Source organism: Anaerotruncus massiliensis (ex Togo et al. 2026) (genome assembly GCF_030825285.1).
Classification (GTDB): domain Bacteria; phylum Bacillota; class Clostridia; order Oscillospirales; family Ruminococcaceae; genus Anaerotruncus; species Anaerotruncus massiliensis.
The window spans coordinates 10,607-26,258 of the sequence record NZ_JAPJQF010000007.1 but is presented as its reverse complement, the minus strand read 5'-3'; the positions used below and the strand labels follow the sequence as shown (position 1 = coordinate 26,258).

Sequence of the window (15,652 nt, the reverse complement as noted above, 5' to 3'; positions counted from 1 at the left end):
ATCCTCCCAGCGTGTTCCCGGGGAGTCCCGGAAACATCATAGCATTTTGCGCGCGGGCGCGTCAACGGCGCGTCCGGGCAAAAAAATTTGATTTTTTGCAAATAATCCCATATAATAGAACCATTGCACAATCGCGCCCGCGTCCGGCGGGCGCGGGACGTACCATTCCAACATATGATCGAGGAGGACGAAACATGTTAGTATCGGCGAAGGACATGCTTACCAGGGCCCATGAGGGACATTACGCGGTCGGGCAGTTCAACATCAATAACCTTGAGTGGACCAAGATGGCCCTGCTCGCGGCGCAGGAATGCAATTCCCCCATCATTCTCGGCGTCTCCGAGGGCGCGGGCAAATATATGTGCGGCTTCGAGACGGTCGCGGCGATGACCAAAGCGATGGTCGAAAGCCTCGGCATCACCGTGCCGGTGGCGCTGCACCTCGACCACGGCAGCTATGAGGGCGCCAAAAAGGCGATCGCGGCGGGCTTCTCGTCGGTCATGTTCGACGGCTCCCACTATCCGATCGAGGAGAACATCGAAAAGAGCAAGGAGATCATCGCGCTGGCCGCTTCCAAGGGCATTTCGGTCGAGTGCGAGGTCGGCGCGATCGGCGGCGAGGAGGACGGCGTCGTGGGCGGCGGCGAGGTCGCGGACCCCGCCGAGTGCAAGCGCATCGCCGACCTCGGCGTGACGATGCTGGCGGCGGGCATCGGCAACATCCACGGCCAGTATCCTGAAAACTGGAAGGGCCTCAACTTCGAGGTGCTCAGCGAAATCCAGAAGCTGAACCCGTCGATGCCGCTCGTCCTTCACGGCGGCACGGGCATCCCGGCCGACATGATCAAAAAGGCGATCTCGCTGGGCGTCAGCAAGATCAACGTCAACACCGAGTGCCAGCTCTCCTTCGCCGCCGCGACCCGCGGGTATATCGAAGAGGGCAAGGACCGGCAGGGCAAGGGCTTCGACCCCCGCAAGCTGCTCGCGCCCGGCTGCGACGCGATCAAGGCGACCGTCAAGGAGAAGATGGAGCTCTTCGGCTCGGTCGGCAAGGCGTAAAGCATAAAGAAAAAACATCCGCCGGCTAAACCGGCGGATGTTTTAGTTCTCACGCCTCCCCGGGACCCATACGTTTACGCCATTATTTTGTGCAGTCTTGCGCTATCTTTTCCCGCGTGAATCTGATATATTGACAGTAAAGACACAACGCCGATCAGTTGGGAGGGGTTCTGATGTTCAAAAAGTTTTTCTCCGTTTTGCTGGCGCTCTTCCTGCTTCTGCCCGGGCAGGCCGTGTCGGCGCAGGAAGCCGATTCCCTCTTTAACCGCGCACTGCGGAAGGAGCCCTATTCTGTGCTCGACGGCCGGCTGACCATCCGGATGCCGGCCGGAACCGAGGACGCGGCGATGCAGCCCGATATCATGGGACCCATGTCCTCCTCTGCGCGCGAGACCCGGCTGATGTCGGAAAATATCGGCGGCGCGGAGTTGGTTGTGTATGCGCAGGAGATGTTCTGCTATTCCACCGGCGATTTTGTAAAGGATCTGGAAATCATCTTTTCATCCAACTGGGAGGACGCGGAGTTCGGTTATGAGCTGGCCTGCTCGGAGCCCGGTTTTTCGGCGGCAAAGCTCAAAATCCCCGCGACAGACCCACAGGGTGAAGCGATCCTCGTCAGTGCCGTGGTGGTGCGGACCGCCGACAACGGACTCATTATGCTCTCTTTTCTGGTCACGCCCGAGGCCTACCGCTTCCCCGATCAATGCCGTGCGCTCTGCGACCGGGTGATTGCCACGCTGAAGCCGGGGGAACGGATGCTGAACACCGATGCCCGCAGGGAGACGCTGGATGCCGCGGGATACCAGATCAGCCTCGACAAGGATTATGTGGTGATCGAGCAGTTCGGCGTAGATTTTTTGGTCTACTACATCGATAAAGTGACCCCGCTGGGCACATCGGCCCCGTCGATGGGCATCTATCTGGGCTTCCACCCTTCGACGGACGGGAAGCCCTACGGTACGCAGAGCAAGGGCGCCATCCTCGGAAAGTCGGTCGTCTGGTCCGCCTCCGGCAATCGCGTGGAGACGCTCACGACGCTGAAGGGCGGCAACATGATGCACATCTTTATCACTGCCGACGATCAGGCCGACCGCGCCGCCCTCAAGAAGATGGCGCAGTCCCTCCAGGTAAAAACGAAGTGATATGCACGGTGGTAAAAAGGCCCGGATTTCGCATGAAATCCGGGCCTTGCTTATTGCTTTCAGAGAGCCCCGGCGGTAATGATATAGTTGCCGAGCGTCCGGACCTTTGCCGAGAACGCCCCGCGCCCGTCGGAATCGGTGGTGTACTTGAAGCGGCTGGTCACGTCCTTGAGGTCGCCGGCTTCGGTCGCCTCATAGATGTGGATCTGCCTGTGGGGGACCGTCTCCTCGCCGTCGAAGGTAAGGTAGGGGTTCACAAGGGTGAGCGTGCCGCCCTTTGCGTCGGGGTTGCTGCGGAAGAAGCGGGTATACATCTCCCCAAGGGGGGCCGTGTGGTTGCGGCCGGTGTCGGCGCGGCGGGTCGAAAGCTTGGGCGCGTAGAGGATGTCCGAGCCGGAGAGCTCGGCGACGATGATGTCCTCGTCCTCCCAGGTGTAGTCGCTGTCTCCCTCCTGGGTCGGGGTGAGGACGATGTCCTCCGCGCCGATCGGGTGCTCGACGTCCTTGAAATAGAAGAGGTCGCCGTACCAGTCGGGGCTGGTTTTCAGGTAGGAGGAGGGGAAGAGGGTGTCCTCGGTGATGCGCAGCGTGTAGTCGATGACGATCTTCGCGCCGCTTTTGACCGTCAGCTCGGAGGCCGTGCCGGTGTTCGCGCCGAGCGGGGAAACGGGCAGGGCGGTGTCCTTGACGGCGGTATAGGTCACCGCGAAGCCGATGCCGGTGTTGTCGTACATCCCGTCCTTCGAGAGGGTCACGACAAAGCAGGCGCCCGCCCCGACGATCGGCTCGTCCGACTGGCGGATCGACCGCGCGTTCATCGCGTTGGCGGTCGTCTTGACCGAGCAGCGGAAGGCGGAGGAGTCGTAGAAGGCGGAGGAATCGGTGACCCGCCACAGCTTGCCCGAGTCGTCGTAGACCCGCTCGTCCGCGGCGACGGTCAGCGTGTTTCCGTAGACCGAATTGCCGTTCGCGAGGTAGCGGTGGGGGTCATATTCATAGACCTTGGCGACGGCGGTCGTCTTGGAGTCGCCCGCGAGGGAGGGGGCTTTTTCCGCGGCGAGCGCGGGGGCCGCGAGGGAGAGCGCGCAGGCCAGCGCGAGCGCGCAGGCGAGAACGGAACGCTTCATATGAAATCCCTTCTTACAGATGAAAATTTTGGTGTAATCCTATGATATCCCCAAATCCGGCCCCCGTCAACCGCCGGGGGGCAAAGTTCAGAAACCGTTCAAATTCGCCGGGAAATGGGAAAAAACCAGGCACAATTCACAGGAAAAATGTTTACAATTTGTACTTGATTTCCCCTGCGGTTTGGGGTACTATAGAGTTAGCACTCGAGATAATAGAGTGCTAAAACGCCGTATCAAACAGCTTTCACATAAAGGAGGAGGGTGTCTATGAACGCTCAGAAATTCACCCAGAAGTCGCTCGAGGCGCTGCAAAGCGCGCAGGACCTCGCGACCGAATACCAGAACATGCAGATCGAACAGCAGCATCTGCTCTACGCGCTGATCGCGCAGGAGGACGGCCTCATCGGCCAGATGCTCAAAAAGATGGAGATCGACCCTGCCGCGCTGCTCTCCGACGTGCGCGCCGAGGTCGAGCGGTTGCCGCGCGTCTCCGGGCCCGGCCGCGAGCAGGGCAAAATCTACGTCTCGCAGGAGGTCGACCGCGCGCTGGTCCAGGCGGAAAAGCTCGCCGACCGGATGAAGGACGAATACGTCTCGGTCGAGCACGTCATGCTCGCGCTGCTCGAAAACCCGAACGGCGCGCTGGGGCAGCTCCTTTCACGCTTCCGCCTGACGAAGGACGGCTTCCTCTCGGCGCTGGTGAGCGTGCGCGGCAACACCCGCGTCACCTCCGACACCCCGGAGGACACCTATGACGCGCTGAAAAAGTACGGCACCGACCTCGTCGAGCAGGCGCGCAGCCAGAAGCTCGACCCGGTCATCGGCCGCGACAACGAAATCCGCAACGTCATCCGCATCCTCTCGCGCAAGACCAAGAACAACCCCGTCCTCATCGGCGAGCCGGGCGTCGGCAAGACGGCCATCGCCGAGGGGCTCGCGCTGCGCATCGTGCGCGGGGACGTGCCCGAAAACCTCAAGGACCGCACGATCTTTTCGCTCGACATGGGCGCGCTGATCGCGGGCGCGAAATTCCGCGGCGAATTTGAGGAGCGCCTCAAGGCGGTATTGCAGGAGATCAAGAAGAGCGAGGGCAGGATCATCCTCTTCATCGACGAGCTGCACACCATCGTGGGCGCGGGCAAGACGGAGGGCTCGATGGACGCGGGCAACCTCTTAAAGCCGATGCTCGCGCGCGGCGAACTGCACTGCATCGGCGCGACCACCCTCAACGAGTACCGCCAGTACATCGAAAAGGACGCCGCGCTCGAACGCCGGTTCCAGCCGGTGCTGGTGAACGAGCCGACCGTCGAGGACACGATCTCGATCCTGCGCGGGCTCAAGGAGCGCTATGAGGTGTTTCACGGCGTCAAAATCCAGGACCAGGCGCTCATCGCGGCGGCGGTCCTCTCCAACCGATACATCACCGACCGCTTCCTGCCCGACAAGGCGATCGACCTTGTGGACGAGGCGTGCGCGATGATCCGCACCGAGATGGACTCGATGCCGTCCGAGCTCGACGACCTCTCCCGCAAGATCATGCAGCATGAGATCGAGGAGGCGGCGCTCAAAAAGGAGACCGACCAGATTTCCAGGGAGCATTTGCAGGAGATCCAGCGGGAACTCGCGGAAATGCGCGAGCGGTTCAAGGCGATGAAGGCCCGCTGGGAGAACGAAAAGAATGCGATCACCAAGGTGCAGAGGCTGCGCGAGGAGCTCGAGCAGGTGAACGCGGACATCGAGAAGGCCGAACGGGAATACGACCTCAACCGCGCCGCCGAGCTCAAATACGGCAAGCTCCCCGCCCTCCAGAAGGAACTGGAGGAGGAGGAAAAGCTCGCGGGCGCGGCGGAGAAGGACTCCACCCTCCTGCGCGACCGCGTCACCGAGGAGGAAATCGCGCGGATCGTCGGCCGCTGGACGGGTATCCCTGTGGCGCGGCTGATGGAGGGGGAGCGGCAGAAGCTGCTCCATATGGAGAGCATCCTGCATGAGCGGGTCATCGGCCAGGACGAGGCGGTCACCACCGTCAGCGAGGCGATTTTACGCTCCCGCGCGGGCATCCAGGACCAGGGCCGCCCGATCGGCTCCTTCCTCTTCCTCGGCCCGACGGGCGTCGGCAAGACCGAGCTCGCCAAGGCGCTCGCGCAGGCGCTCTTCGACGATGAGCGCAACATCGTGCGCATCGATATGAGCGAATACATGGAGAAATTCTCGGTCAGCCGCCTGATCGGCGCGCCTCCGGGATACGTCGGCTACGAGGAGGGCGGCCAGCTCACCGAGGCGGTGCGCCGCAAGCCCTACTCGGTCGTCCTCTTCGACGAGATCGAAAAGGCCCATCCCGACGTCTTCAACATCCTGCTCCAGGTGCTCGACGACGGCCGCATCACCGACAGCCAGGGCCGCACCGTGGACTTTAAAAATACGATCATCATCCTGACCTCCAACCTCGGCTCACCCTACATCCTCGAGGGGATCGACGAAGACGGCCGGATCACCGAGGAGGCCCGCAAGGCGGTGGACGGGCTGCTCAAGCAGCAGTTCCGCCCCGAGTTCCTCAACCGCCTCGACGAGATCGTCTTCTATAAGCCGCTGCAAAAATCCGAGATCGCGCAGATTGTCGACCTGCTCATGGCCGACCTGCAAAAGCGCCTCGCCGACAAGCAGCTCACCCTGGCCCTCTCGCCCGAGGCGAAGGAGTATATCGTCGACCAGGGCTACGACCCCGTCTACGGGGCGCGCCCCCTCAAGCGGTTCCTCCAGCACAAGCTCGAAACGCTCCTCGCCCGCATGATCATTGCTGAGGACCTTGCCCCCGGCACCCGGCTCGAGGCAGTTCTCGAAGACGGGGAGTTGGTTATCAGAAGGGCCGCCTAAAAAGAGAAAACCCGCCGCAAGGCGGGTTTTTCTTTTTCGGGGGGGGCTTTTGAAAAAGCCCCCCGGGCCCCGAAAACTTTTATCAGGCCGGCCGCGCGCCTCTTAGCGGGCGCGACCCGAGAGGCGGGGCTACCGCGCCCGTTCGGGGTTCTCCGTCAGGCCCAGCAGGTAGTCGGTGGACACCCCGAAGTAGTCGGAGAGCAGCACCAGTCGTTCCAATGAGGTGGTGGTTTTGCCGTTTTCAATGTCGCTGATCTGCGTCCGCGTAACGCCCAGCAACTTTGCCAGCTCATCCTGCGCGGCGGATCGTCCGGAGCGCAAAAGCCTGACACGTTCGCCAAAAACTTTTTTGTCCAGCATGAGTCCTCCTTCAATCGTCGAGGTAGTGGCGGGTTGGGTCGTTTGCCAATCCCAATAAATAATCTGCCGAGACGTTAAAAAACTCGGAAAGGCGCACGAGCTTTTCCAGCGTGGTGGAGCGGGCCCCGCTTTCGAGGGTGCTGATTGCCTTGTGCGAGAGGCCGACGGCGTCCCCCAGCTGTTTCTGGCTTATTCCGCGGGCACAGCGCAGCGCATAAATCCGGGCTCCCATTTCTATCGGCTGAAACATAAAAATTTCCCCTTGACATTTACCTTATAGTAGAATATAATTAGAGCGGAAAATCTACTTAGAGGTAAATGATTGTAGTATAATCGATAATTATCATAATTATACCATATCAGGAGGGGTTGCGCCATGCTGTCGGAAGAATTTGAGGAATATCTGGGCGCGATGTACGAGCGGGCGCACCAGCGATTCCGGGAGAGCGGGGAGAGCCGCCTTTTGCGCGGGCGGCTGGACGACTGCGAGGCGGCCTGCCTGCAAAACGTCCATCCCAACGACCATTTTTTCGTCCATGACCTGCTGGCGGCTCTTGCCGACGCGGAAAGCGCGGAGGCGGAATACCTCTACCGGCAGGGCTACGCGGACTGCGTGGAATCCTTAAAACAGTTGCATGTCCTCTGAAAAAGGTGTATAATTCCCCCGTCTGAAAGGGGTTTTGACAATGCAAGTGACCGTGAGGAAGTTCACCGACGCCGATCTCCCGGCGATGACCGCCATCTGGAACGGGATCGTCGAGGAGGGGAACAGCTTTCCGCAGGACAGGCCCTTTACGGAGGAGGAGGCGCGGGAGTTTTTCGCGGCGCAGTCCTTCACCGGGGTCGCCGAAGCGGACGGGAAGGTGCTGGGGCTCTACATCCTGCATCCCAACAACGCGGGGCGCTGCGGGCATATCGCAAACGCGTCCTACGGCGTTTCGTCCGGGACGCGGGGCCTCGGCGTGGGGGAAAAGCTGGTGCGCCATTCGCTGGAGATGTGCCCGGCGTGCGGATTCGTGGGACTCCAGTTCAACGCCGTCGTCTGTACCAACACGGCGGCGATCAAGCTCTATGAACGCCTCGGGTTCGAGCACATCGGCACGACGAAAAACGGCTACCGCTTCAAGGACGGCAGCTACGCGGACCTCTTCCTCTTCAATAAGCCGCTCATCTAAAACGAAAAGCCCCCTCCGGCCGTAAGGCCGGAGGGGGCATCTTGCGTCACGGGCGGCGTGCTGCCGGGAGGCGGAGCGCCCCGCCTGAAACAAACATTTTTGGGGGTTCTAAGGGGGGATTTTTCAAAATCCCCCCTTAGTCGAGCTCCGCCACGCCGGTATAGAGCTGGTAGTAGCGGCCGTGCAGGGCGAGCAGGTCGTCATGGCTGCCGCGCTCGATGATCTCGCCCTGTTCGAGCACCATGATGGCGTTCGAGTTGCGGACGGTCGAGAGGCGGTGGGCGATGACGAAGGTGGTGCGGCCCTCCATGAGCCGGTCGAGGCCGTGCTCGATGTGGCGCTCGGTGCGGGTGTCGACCGAGCTGGTCGCCTCGTCGAGGATGAGGATGGGCGCGTCGGCGCAGGCGGCGCGCGCAATGTTGAGCAGCTGGCGCTGGCCCTGGCTGAGGTTTGCGCCGTCCCCCTCGATCACCGTGTCGTAGCCGTGGGGCAGGCGCATGATGAAGGAGTGCGCCGACGCGAGCCGCGCGGCCTGTTCGACCTCCTCGTCGGTGGCGTCGGGGCGTCCGTAGCGGATGTTGTCCCGCACGGTCCCGGTGAAGAGGTGGGTGTCCTGAAGCACCATCGCGAGCGACCGGCGCAGACTGTCCTTCTTGATCTGGCGGATGTCGATGCCGTCGATCGTGATGCGGCCCTCCGCGATGTCGTAGAAGCGGGTGAGCAGGTTGGTGACGGTTGTCTTGCCCGCGCCGGTGGAGCCGACGAAGGCGATCTTCTGGCCGGGCTTCGCGTAGAGGGAGATGTGGCGGAGCACCGTCTTTTCGGGGGCGTAGCCGAAGGTCACGTCCTCGAACCGGACGTCCCCGCGCACGGGGACGCGCTCGGCGGGGGCGCCGTCGTCGCGGTAGCGCTGCCAGTAGAAGGCGTGCCCGTCGCGGACGAGGTCGGCGGCGTGGGCGGGGTCGGGTTCCTCGACCGGCTCGCGCATGACCTCATAGATGCGTTCCGCGCCCGCGATGGCGGTGATGACCGCATTGTACTGGCTGGACGCCTCGTTGATCGGGCGGCTGAACTGGCGGGTGAGCTGGAGGAAAACGACCAGCCCGCCGACGCTGATGAAGCCGAAGATCGAGAGGATGCCGCCGATGGCGGCGACGAGCGCGTAGTTGACGGTGGAGATGTTCATCATGACGGGCATCATGAGGCCGGAATAGCTCTGGGCGGTGGTGGCCGCCTCCTGGAGCTCGCCGTTGAGCTGGTCGAACTCCTCAAGCGCGTCCTGCTCGTGGCAGAAGACCTTGACGACCTTCTGGCCGGTGATGATCTCCTCGACATAGCCGTTGACGCGGCCGAGGTTGGCCTGCTGGGCGATAAAATATTTGCTGCTCACCTTCATGAGCCTGCCCGCGACGAAGAACATCAGCGGGGTCATGAGCAGCGTCAGGATGGTGAGCGGAATGCTCTTGGAGAGCATGAGCCCGAGGATGCCCGCGAGCGTGATGACGCTCGAAAAGAGGGAGGTCAGCGAGTTGGCGAGCGCGTCATTGAGGGTGTCCACGTCGTTGGAGAAGCGGCTCATCATCTCGCCGTGGGTGTGGGTGTCGTAGTAGCGGACCGAGAGGTCCTGCAGGTGGTCGAAGAGCTCCCGCCGCAGGTCGTTGATCGAACGCTGGGTGACGGTGAGCATCAGGCGGGTTTGCAGGTAGCTCGCGCAAACCGCGACGAGGTAGATGCACAGAAGGGTGATCACCCCTTGGAAAAGCCCCGTGAACCGCGCCGCGAGCGGGATTTCCGCGACCGGCTCGAGGAAGTTGTCGATGATCGGCTGGAGCATGGCGGTGCCCGCCAGCGAAGCGCCGATGTTGAGCAGCACCATGACCGCCGCGAGGAAGAGCGCCGATTTGCGGCGGCGCAGGTATCCCCACACGAATTTGACCGCCGCGCCGAAATTCTTCGGCTTCTGCTGGACGACGACTTTACGATGAGGCATTACGCATCCGCCTCCTTTTCCTGCTGGGAATAGTAGATCTCCTGGTATTCCTCGCTGCGCGCGAGCAGCTCGTCGTGGGTGCCCACGTCGGCGATCTCGCCGTCCGAAAGGATGACGATCTGGTCCGCGTCCTTCACCGACGAGATGCGCTGGGCGATGATGAATTTGGTGGTGCCGCTCAGCGTGGCGTCGAAGGCGTCGCGGATGCGGCGCTCGGTGGCGGTGTCGACGGCGCTGGTCGAGTCGTCGAGGATGAGGATGGGCGGCTTTTTGAGCAGGGCGCGCGCGATGCACAGCCGCTGCTTCTGCCCGCCCGAGACGTTGACGCCCCCCTGCTCGATCCAGGTGTCGTAGCCGTTCGGGAAGCCCATGATGAAATCGTGGGCCTGGGCGGCCTTTGCCGCCGCCTCGACCTCCTCGTCGGAGGCGTGCTCGTCGCCCCATTTGAGGTTGTCGCGGATCGAGCCCGAGAAGAGGGTGTTCTTCTGGAGCACCATGCCGACCTGGCTGCGCAGCGATTCGACGGTGTATTCCCGCACGTCGCGCCCGTCGATCAGCACGCGGCCCTCGGTGGCGTCGTAGAGGCGGGGGATGAGCTGCACGAGGGAGCTCTTGCCCGCGCCGGTGCCGCCGATGACGGCGACCGTCTGGCCGGCCTTGACCGAGAGGGTGATGTCCCGCAGGACGTTTTCCCCGTTGGCGGGGTCGTATTTGAAGGAGACGTGCTCGAAGGCGACGTCGCCGCGGATCGGGCGCTCGCCGGCGCCCTGCTCGTCGGTGAGGTCGACCTCGGTGTTCAGCACCTCCATGACGCGCTTGTAGGAGGCGGAGGCGCGGGAGAAGAGGACGAACATCATCGAGAGCATCATGAGGGACATGAGGATCTGGAAGATGTAGTTGATGAAGGCGACCATCTCGGCGGCCTGAAGCTCCCCGCGGATGACCTGCCCGCCGCCGAACCAGATGACCGAGACGGTGGCGAGGTTCATGACGAGCATCATAACCGGCATGTTGAAGATGACGACGTTCATCGCGCGCAGGGAGGCGCCGGTGAGGGCGTCGTTGGCGGATTTGAACTTCCGCTTCTCATAGTCCTGCTGCACGAACGACTTGACGACGCGCACGTTGGTGAGGTTCTCCCGCACGCTGCCGTTGAGGGCGTCCATGCGCGCCTGCATCTGGTTGAAGAGGGGCAGGGCCGTCTTGATGATGAAGCCGAGCGCGAGTAGCAGGGTGGGGATGATGACGACGAGCACGACCGCCAGCCGGGCGTTCATCCGCAGCGCCATGATCATCGCGAAGACGAACATGAGCGGCGCGCGGATCATGAGGCGCAGGCTCATGATGCCCGCGTTCTGAAGGAGCGTTACGTCGTTGGTGAGACGGGTGGCGAGGGAGGCGGTGGAGAAGTCGTCGATGTTCTTGAAGGAGAAGGTCTGCACCTTCTCGAAAAGGCCGCGGCGCAGACCGGCTGCAAAGCCGACGCCCGCCCTGGCGGAATGGCGCGCGTTGCCGAAGCCCGCGACGATCGCGAGCAGCGCGAAGAGGATCATCAGCGCGCCGACGCCGAGGATGAAGGGGATGTTGCCCGTCTGGATGCCCCGGCCGACGATGTCGGACATGAGCGTCGGCTGGACGACCTCGCAGACGACGTCGAGCAGCATGAACGCGACGGCGATCATGACCGACTTTTTATAGGGCGCGAGGTAAGAGATCAGTTTGCGCAAGTGGGTTCCTCCTGTCCGTAGAGCTCCTGTTTGAGCCTGATCAGATTTTGCTGCATCCGCTGGTAAAAATGCACGATCTGGGAAAATTCCTCGGGGGTGAAGTCCCGGTACATCTGCTGGTTGACCCTGCGGATGGCGTGGTCCGCGCTCGCCGCGGCCCTGCGGCCCCTTTCGGTGAGTTCGATGCGGTTGGATCGCAGGTCGCCCGGGTCGGGCACCCGCTTGACGAATCCGGATTTTTCCATCCGCTTGAGGGAGACGGCGATGGTGGCTGGGCTGATGTGCAGCGCCTTGGCCAGGTCGGCCTGGTTGCACGCGCCCATCCTGCCGAGCGTGAAGAGCAGCGGCGGCTGTCCGGGATAGACGCCCCGGTCGCTCATCAGCCGGTTCATGCACTGCTTGTGCAGGGAGACAAGCTCCCAGTCGATGTGGATAACCTGATCGATTTCATCCATTGGAATCTGCTCCTGTCATGTTGCAAACACAGCAAAAAAATAGTTAGACAGCTAATCATTAGCCGTCTAACTAATTTTATGCAGTGCCTGCGGGAAAGTCAATAGATTTTGCCAGAGTTAACAATTTGTTCAGGATTCATCTGAGCAATCTATACAAACCCTTCCCGCTCAATCTTCGATGAGGGTGGAGGAGGATTCGTCCTTCACCAGATTCGGCGTCCCCGCGCCGGGCTGCGGCGCGGACCCCTCCGCCTCTTCAAAGGAGAAGGCGGGAGGCTCCACCGGCTCCCCGTTCAGGCGGACCTCAAAGTGCAGGCAGGGGCCCGCGGCGTTGCCGGTCGAGCCGGCCGAGGCGATCCGCTGGCCCGCCGCGACGGCGTCCCCGACCGCGACGGCGAGCTCCCTGCAGTGGGCGTAGAGGGTTTGGAAGCCGTCCCCGTGGTCGAGGACGACCCGGTAGCCGTATACGCCCTCCCAGCCGGCTTCGGAGACGGTCCCGTCCGCCGCTGCAAAGACGGCCTCGCCCGGCTCCGCCCGGTAGTCGACGCCCTTGTGCCCGAGGCCCTCGTCGAAGGGCGCGGCCACCGTCAGCCCGGCAAGCGGCGGCGTGAGCCGCGGGGCCACGATGATCGAGGTCGGACCGTCCGCGCCGCCGATGACGGCGGGCGCGGAGGCGGCTTCGCCCGCGTCCCACGAGAGGTTCCCGGCGGCGCGCTCCCGGCCCGCGCCGTCGAGCAGCGCGAACTCCACGTCATAGGAGAGCAGCTCCCCGCCGATCGGCGCGGTATAGATCCCGCCGGGCCGCCAGTCGTTGGCGGCGGACTCCGCCTCAAACCAGTGGACGCTCATGGCGCCGTCCCCCATCGCGGCCCGCCCCGCGGGGTGGATGGACCACGCCCAGCCGTCCGGGAGCTCGTCCGGGATGGCGATGCGCAGCTCGCCCGACTCGAAATCAAAGACGACGCCGCCGGCGAGCTCCTTCGCCAGCCGCTCGGGGGAGGGGGCCAGCAGGCGGGAGCTTTCGGAGGGGGAAGCGGCTTCGGCGGGCGCGATCAGAAAGGTGGAGATCGACATCCCCACGAACCCGAGCAGCGCGGCGGAACAGACGGCCGCCGCGAGCAGGACCCGGGTCGATTTCTTGCAGTTCATCATGAGGGTGAGCCTCCTTTTGACATCCTCTTTGTGCAGGCTGAAGGGGGTGGAGAGAGGCGGGGCGGCGCGCACAGTCCCCATCGCGCCGAGGATCGCGCGGCCGTAGCCGCGCCGTTCGTCCGCGTCCATCGGCCGCGCGAGGCGTTCGTCGCAGGCGGGCTCGCAGAGCGCGTTGATCCGGTGCAGGGCGAGCCATGCGAACGGATTGAACCAGTGGACGACGCAGGCCGCCAGCCCCGCGAGCTTATAGAAGAGGTCCCCGCTCTTCAGATGGGTCAGTTCATGCAGCAGGATAAAGCGCAGCGCGTCCGGGTCTGCGGGCGCGTCGGGGAGCAGGACGCGGGGCCGCAGGAGCCCCACGAGCATCGGCGTGCCGGCGAGGGGGCACCGCTCCAGACGGACGGCGCGGCGGACGCGAAGCTCCTCCTTGCACGCGGCGAAGAGAGCGAGTGTCTCACGGTCCGCGACGGGGCGGCTCGTCCGCCGCAGGGCGCGGTGGAACCGGAGGGCCGCCCACGCGCGCTGCAAAAGCAGCGCGGCCGCGCCGCACGCCCACGCGAGCGCGGCCAGTTCCCGCCAGGAAAGCGGCGCGGATGCCGCCGCGGTTTCCGCGGCGGCCGTGGGCGGCCCCGCCGCGAAGCGCACCGCGGCAGCGGCGGGGGAGATCGCCTCCGATACGCCGGAGAGGGCGCCGGCGGGGAAGGGCAGCGTGACGGGCAGGAAGAAGAGCGCGAGCGCGACCAGCCAGATGTAGTAGCGCCACCGGGAGCCGAACTGCCGGCGGGTGAGGAAGGAGACGGCCAGGATGAGCGCCGAAACCGCCGCGCCGGTCAGCGAAAGGGGAAGGACGCGGGAAAAAAAGAACGCCGTCATTTTGTCCCCTCCCCGTCGAGCCAGCGGCGCAGCTCCTCGATCTCCGCGCCGGAGAGGGAGCCGGGGCTGCCGAGCGCGGCAAAGAAGCTCTGCACACTGCCGCCGTGCACCTCCCGCAGGAAGTCGCGCGTCTCCCCGGCGCGGTAGTCGGCCTCGCTCACCGCCACGCGGTAGAGGTTCTGACCGCCGTGTTTTTCGCAGGTGAGCATCCCCTTGTCGACGAGGCGGGTCAGGAAGGTGGAGACGGTCTGGATTTTCCAGCAGCGGCGTTCGGAGAACGCCTCCACCAGCCCGCCCGCCGTAACGGGGCCGCTGCGCGACCAAATCTCCTGCATGATCGTGAATTCGGAATCGGAAAGCCTGTTCATACGGTCACCCCCGGATTGGCTACTACAGCTTGTAGTAACCAAATCATACTACAAGCTGTAGTAGATGTCAACCCGGTACTGGAAATTTCCGGCGGGATATGCTACAATCTACTGGAATCATATCCTGATACGGAAAGTTGGAACGTCCATGCCGCTTGATCCGTCCCGGCCGCTGCTCTTTGACGGCGCGTTCGGCACCTATTATTATTCCCTCACGGGGGATGAAGCCCCCTGCGAGCTTGCCAACCTCACTTCGCCCGACACCGTCCTGCGCATCCATCGGGAGTATCTCGCGGCGGGGGCGCGCGCGGTCAAAACGAATACCTTTGCCGCAAACCCCGTTTCCCTTCCCGACCCGGAGCAGCTCTCCCGGGTGATCGCGGCGGGCTGGTCGCTCGCGGAACAGGCGGCCAAAGAAACCGGCGCGCGCGTCTTCGCGGATATCGGCGGCAACAACGCGGAAACCGCCCCCGGGGACTACCTGGCGGTCGCGGAACGGTTTCTGGAGCTCGGCGCGCGGGAATTCCTCTTTGAGACGCTCGCCTCCTTCGACGAGGTCCTGCCCGCGCTCGGGCTGATCCGGGATCGGGTCCCCGGCGCCGCGGTGTTCGTCTCCTTCGCGGTGTCCCAGGACGGCTATTCGCGCCGCGGCCACTACTGCCGCGTCCTGCTGGAGGCCGCGGAAAACTGCCCGCTGGTCGACGCCGCCGGTTTTAACTGCGCCTGCGGCCCGAGCCACATGGCGAACCTCCTGCGCAATCTCGGCCCGCGCCGAAAGCCGCTGATCGCGATGCCGAATTCCGGCTATCCCTCGTCGATCAACGGGCGCGTCCTGTTTGAGGATAACGCCGGGTACTTCGCGCAGAAGCTGGCCGCGCTCTATGAGGCGGGCGCGGAGATCCTGGGCGGCTGCTGCGGCACGACGCCGCGGCACATCGCGCTGGCCACGGAGGCGCTGGCCGCCGCGTCCCGTCCCGCGGGGACGGGACTGCCGGGGCCTTCGGTCCCCGGCCCGGGCGCTGCCGCGCCCGGCGGCGGCCGCCCCGGTGCGCGCCGCAAGACGATCGCGGTGGAGCTCGACCCGCCCTTCGACTACGACTGCTCCTTCATCCTCTCGGCCTCGGCCGAGCTCAGGCGCGGCGGCGTGGATTTCATCACGGTGACCGATTCGCCCCTCTCGCGCACGCGGGCGGACAGCCTGATGACGGCGGCCAAGATCAGGCGGGAGGCGGGGATCGAGGTGCTGCCGCACATCTCCTGCCGCGACAAGAACCACATCGCCCTGCGCGCGGGGCTGCTGGGCGCGGCGTTCGAGGGGATCTCGCACGTGCTTGTGGTGACGGGCGACCCG

The 15,652-nt window shown here is 63.9% G+C and carries 14 protein-coding genes; 6 read left to right on the top strand and 8 right to left on the bottom strand.

The features are described 5' to 3' along the window. The first annotated feature begins 194 nt into the window (after positions 1 to 194). Together fba and RCI06_RS04040 are read left to right on the top strand one after the other, a co-directional pair. Positions 195 to 1,058, top strand: coding sequence for a class II fructose-1,6-bisphosphate aldolase (fba, locus tag RCI06_RS04045; RefSeq protein ID WP_276871860.1), 864 nt, complete (start codon positions 195 to 197; stop codon positions 1,056 to 1,058). A gap of 173 nt (positions 1,059 to 1,231) precedes the next feature. After that, positions 1,232 to 2,200, top strand: coding sequence for a hypothetical protein (locus tag RCI06_RS04040; protein WP_288234719.1), 969 nt, complete (start codon positions 1,232 to 1,234; stop codon positions 2,198 to 2,200). Positions 2,201 to 2,259: 59 nt separating this feature from the next. On the opposite strand, the gene RCI06_RS04035 is transcribed toward RCI06_RS04040, so the two are convergent. Continuing rightward, positions 2,260 to 3,327, bottom strand: a complete 1,068-nt coding sequence (locus tag RCI06_RS04035) for a hypothetical protein (RefSeq protein WP_288234720.1) — start codon at positions 3,325 to 3,327, stop codon at positions 2,260 to 2,262. Between the two features lie 267 nt (positions 3,328 to 3,594). Here RCI06_RS04035 and clpB point away from each other — a divergent pair, with 267 nt between their 5' ends. Continuing rightward, positions 3,595 to 6,201: an ATP-dependent chaperone ClpB gene (gene clpB / locus RCI06_RS04030; protein WP_306574442.1), complete on the top strand. Its 2,607-nt coding sequence runs from the start codon at positions 3,595 to 3,597 to the stop codon at positions 6,199 to 6,201. Positions 6,202 to 6,330: 129 nt separating this feature from the next. Here clpB and RCI06_RS04025 read toward each other — a convergent pair whose 3' ends face one another. Together RCI06_RS04025 and RCI06_RS04020 are read right to left on the bottom strand one after the other, a co-directional pair. Then, positions 6,331 to 6,561 carry a helix-turn-helix domain-containing protein gene (locus RCI06_RS04025; RefSeq protein ID WP_256152144.1) on the bottom strand — a complete coding sequence of 77 codons (231 nt, stop codon included), beginning with the start codon at positions 6,559 to 6,561 and terminating at the stop codon, positions 6,331 to 6,333. Between the two features lie 10 nt (positions 6,562 to 6,571). Then, positions 6,572 to 6,811: a helix-turn-helix domain-containing protein gene (locus RCI06_RS04020; RefSeq protein ID WP_306574441.1), complete on the bottom strand. Its 240-nt coding sequence runs from the start codon at positions 6,809 to 6,811 to the stop codon at positions 6,572 to 6,574. Between the two features lie 126 nt (positions 6,812 to 6,937). Here RCI06_RS04020 and RCI06_RS04015 point away from each other — a divergent pair, with 126 nt between their 5' ends. After that, a complete protein-coding gene (locus tag RCI06_RS04015) occupies positions 6,938 to 7,207 on the top strand; it encodes a hypothetical protein (protein WP_276871853.1) in 270 nt (89 codons plus the stop codon). Positions 7,208 to 7,247: 40 nt separating this feature from the next. Next, positions 7,248 to 7,736: a GNAT family N-acetyltransferase gene (locus tag RCI06_RS04010; RefSeq protein ID WP_306574439.1), complete on the top strand. Its 489-nt coding sequence runs from the start codon at positions 7,248 to 7,250 to the stop codon at positions 7,734 to 7,736. Between the two features lie 136 nt (positions 7,737 to 7,872). Here RCI06_RS04010 and RCI06_RS04005 read toward each other — a convergent pair whose 3' ends face one another. The 5 genes from RCI06_RS04005 to RCI06_RS03985 all read right to left on the bottom strand — a co-directional run bounded on the left by RCI06_RS04005 (position 7,873) and on the right by RCI06_RS03985 (position 14,301). Beyond that, positions 7,873 to 9,726, bottom strand: a complete 1,854-nt coding sequence (locus tag RCI06_RS04005; protein ID WP_306574438.1) for an ABC transporter ATP-binding protein — start codon at positions 9,724 to 9,726, stop codon at positions 7,873 to 7,875. Further along, the gene (locus RCI06_RS04000; RefSeq protein ID WP_353960875.1) at positions 9,726 to 11,408 is read right to left on the bottom strand and encodes an ABC transporter ATP-binding protein; all 1,683 of its coding nucleotides are present in this window, start codon (positions 11,406 to 11,408) and stop codon (positions 9,726 to 9,728) included. Before RCI06_RS04000 ends, RCI06_RS04005 begins: the two co-directional genes overlap by 1 nt. Before the next feature lie 32 nt (positions 11,409 to 11,440). Next, positions 11,441 to 11,908: a MarR family winged helix-turn-helix transcriptional regulator gene (locus tag RCI06_RS03995; protein WP_101549826.1), complete on the bottom strand. Its 468-nt coding sequence runs from the start codon at positions 11,906 to 11,908 to the stop codon at positions 11,441 to 11,443. A 168-nt stretch (positions 11,909 to 12,076) separates the two neighbouring features. Beyond that, entirely contained in the window at positions 12,077 to 13,933 is a 1,857-nt protein-coding gene (locus RCI06_RS03990; RefSeq protein ID WP_288234724.1) for a M23/M56 family metallopeptidase, read from the bottom strand. Continuing rightward, complete coding sequence (locus tag RCI06_RS03985) at positions 13,930 to 14,301, bottom strand: BlaI/MecI/CopY family transcriptional regulator (protein WP_306574436.1); 372 nt, start codon at positions 14,299 to 14,301, stop codon at positions 13,930 to 13,932. Before RCI06_RS03985 ends, RCI06_RS03990 begins: the two co-directional genes overlap by 4 nt. A gap of 148 nt (positions 14,302 to 14,449) precedes the next feature. Here RCI06_RS03985 and RCI06_RS03980 point away from each other — a divergent pair. Beyond that, positions 14,450 to 15,652: homocysteine S-methyltransferase family protein (locus RCI06_RS03980; protein ID WP_306574435.1), on the top strand; the 1,203-nt coding region annotated here is incomplete at its 3' end.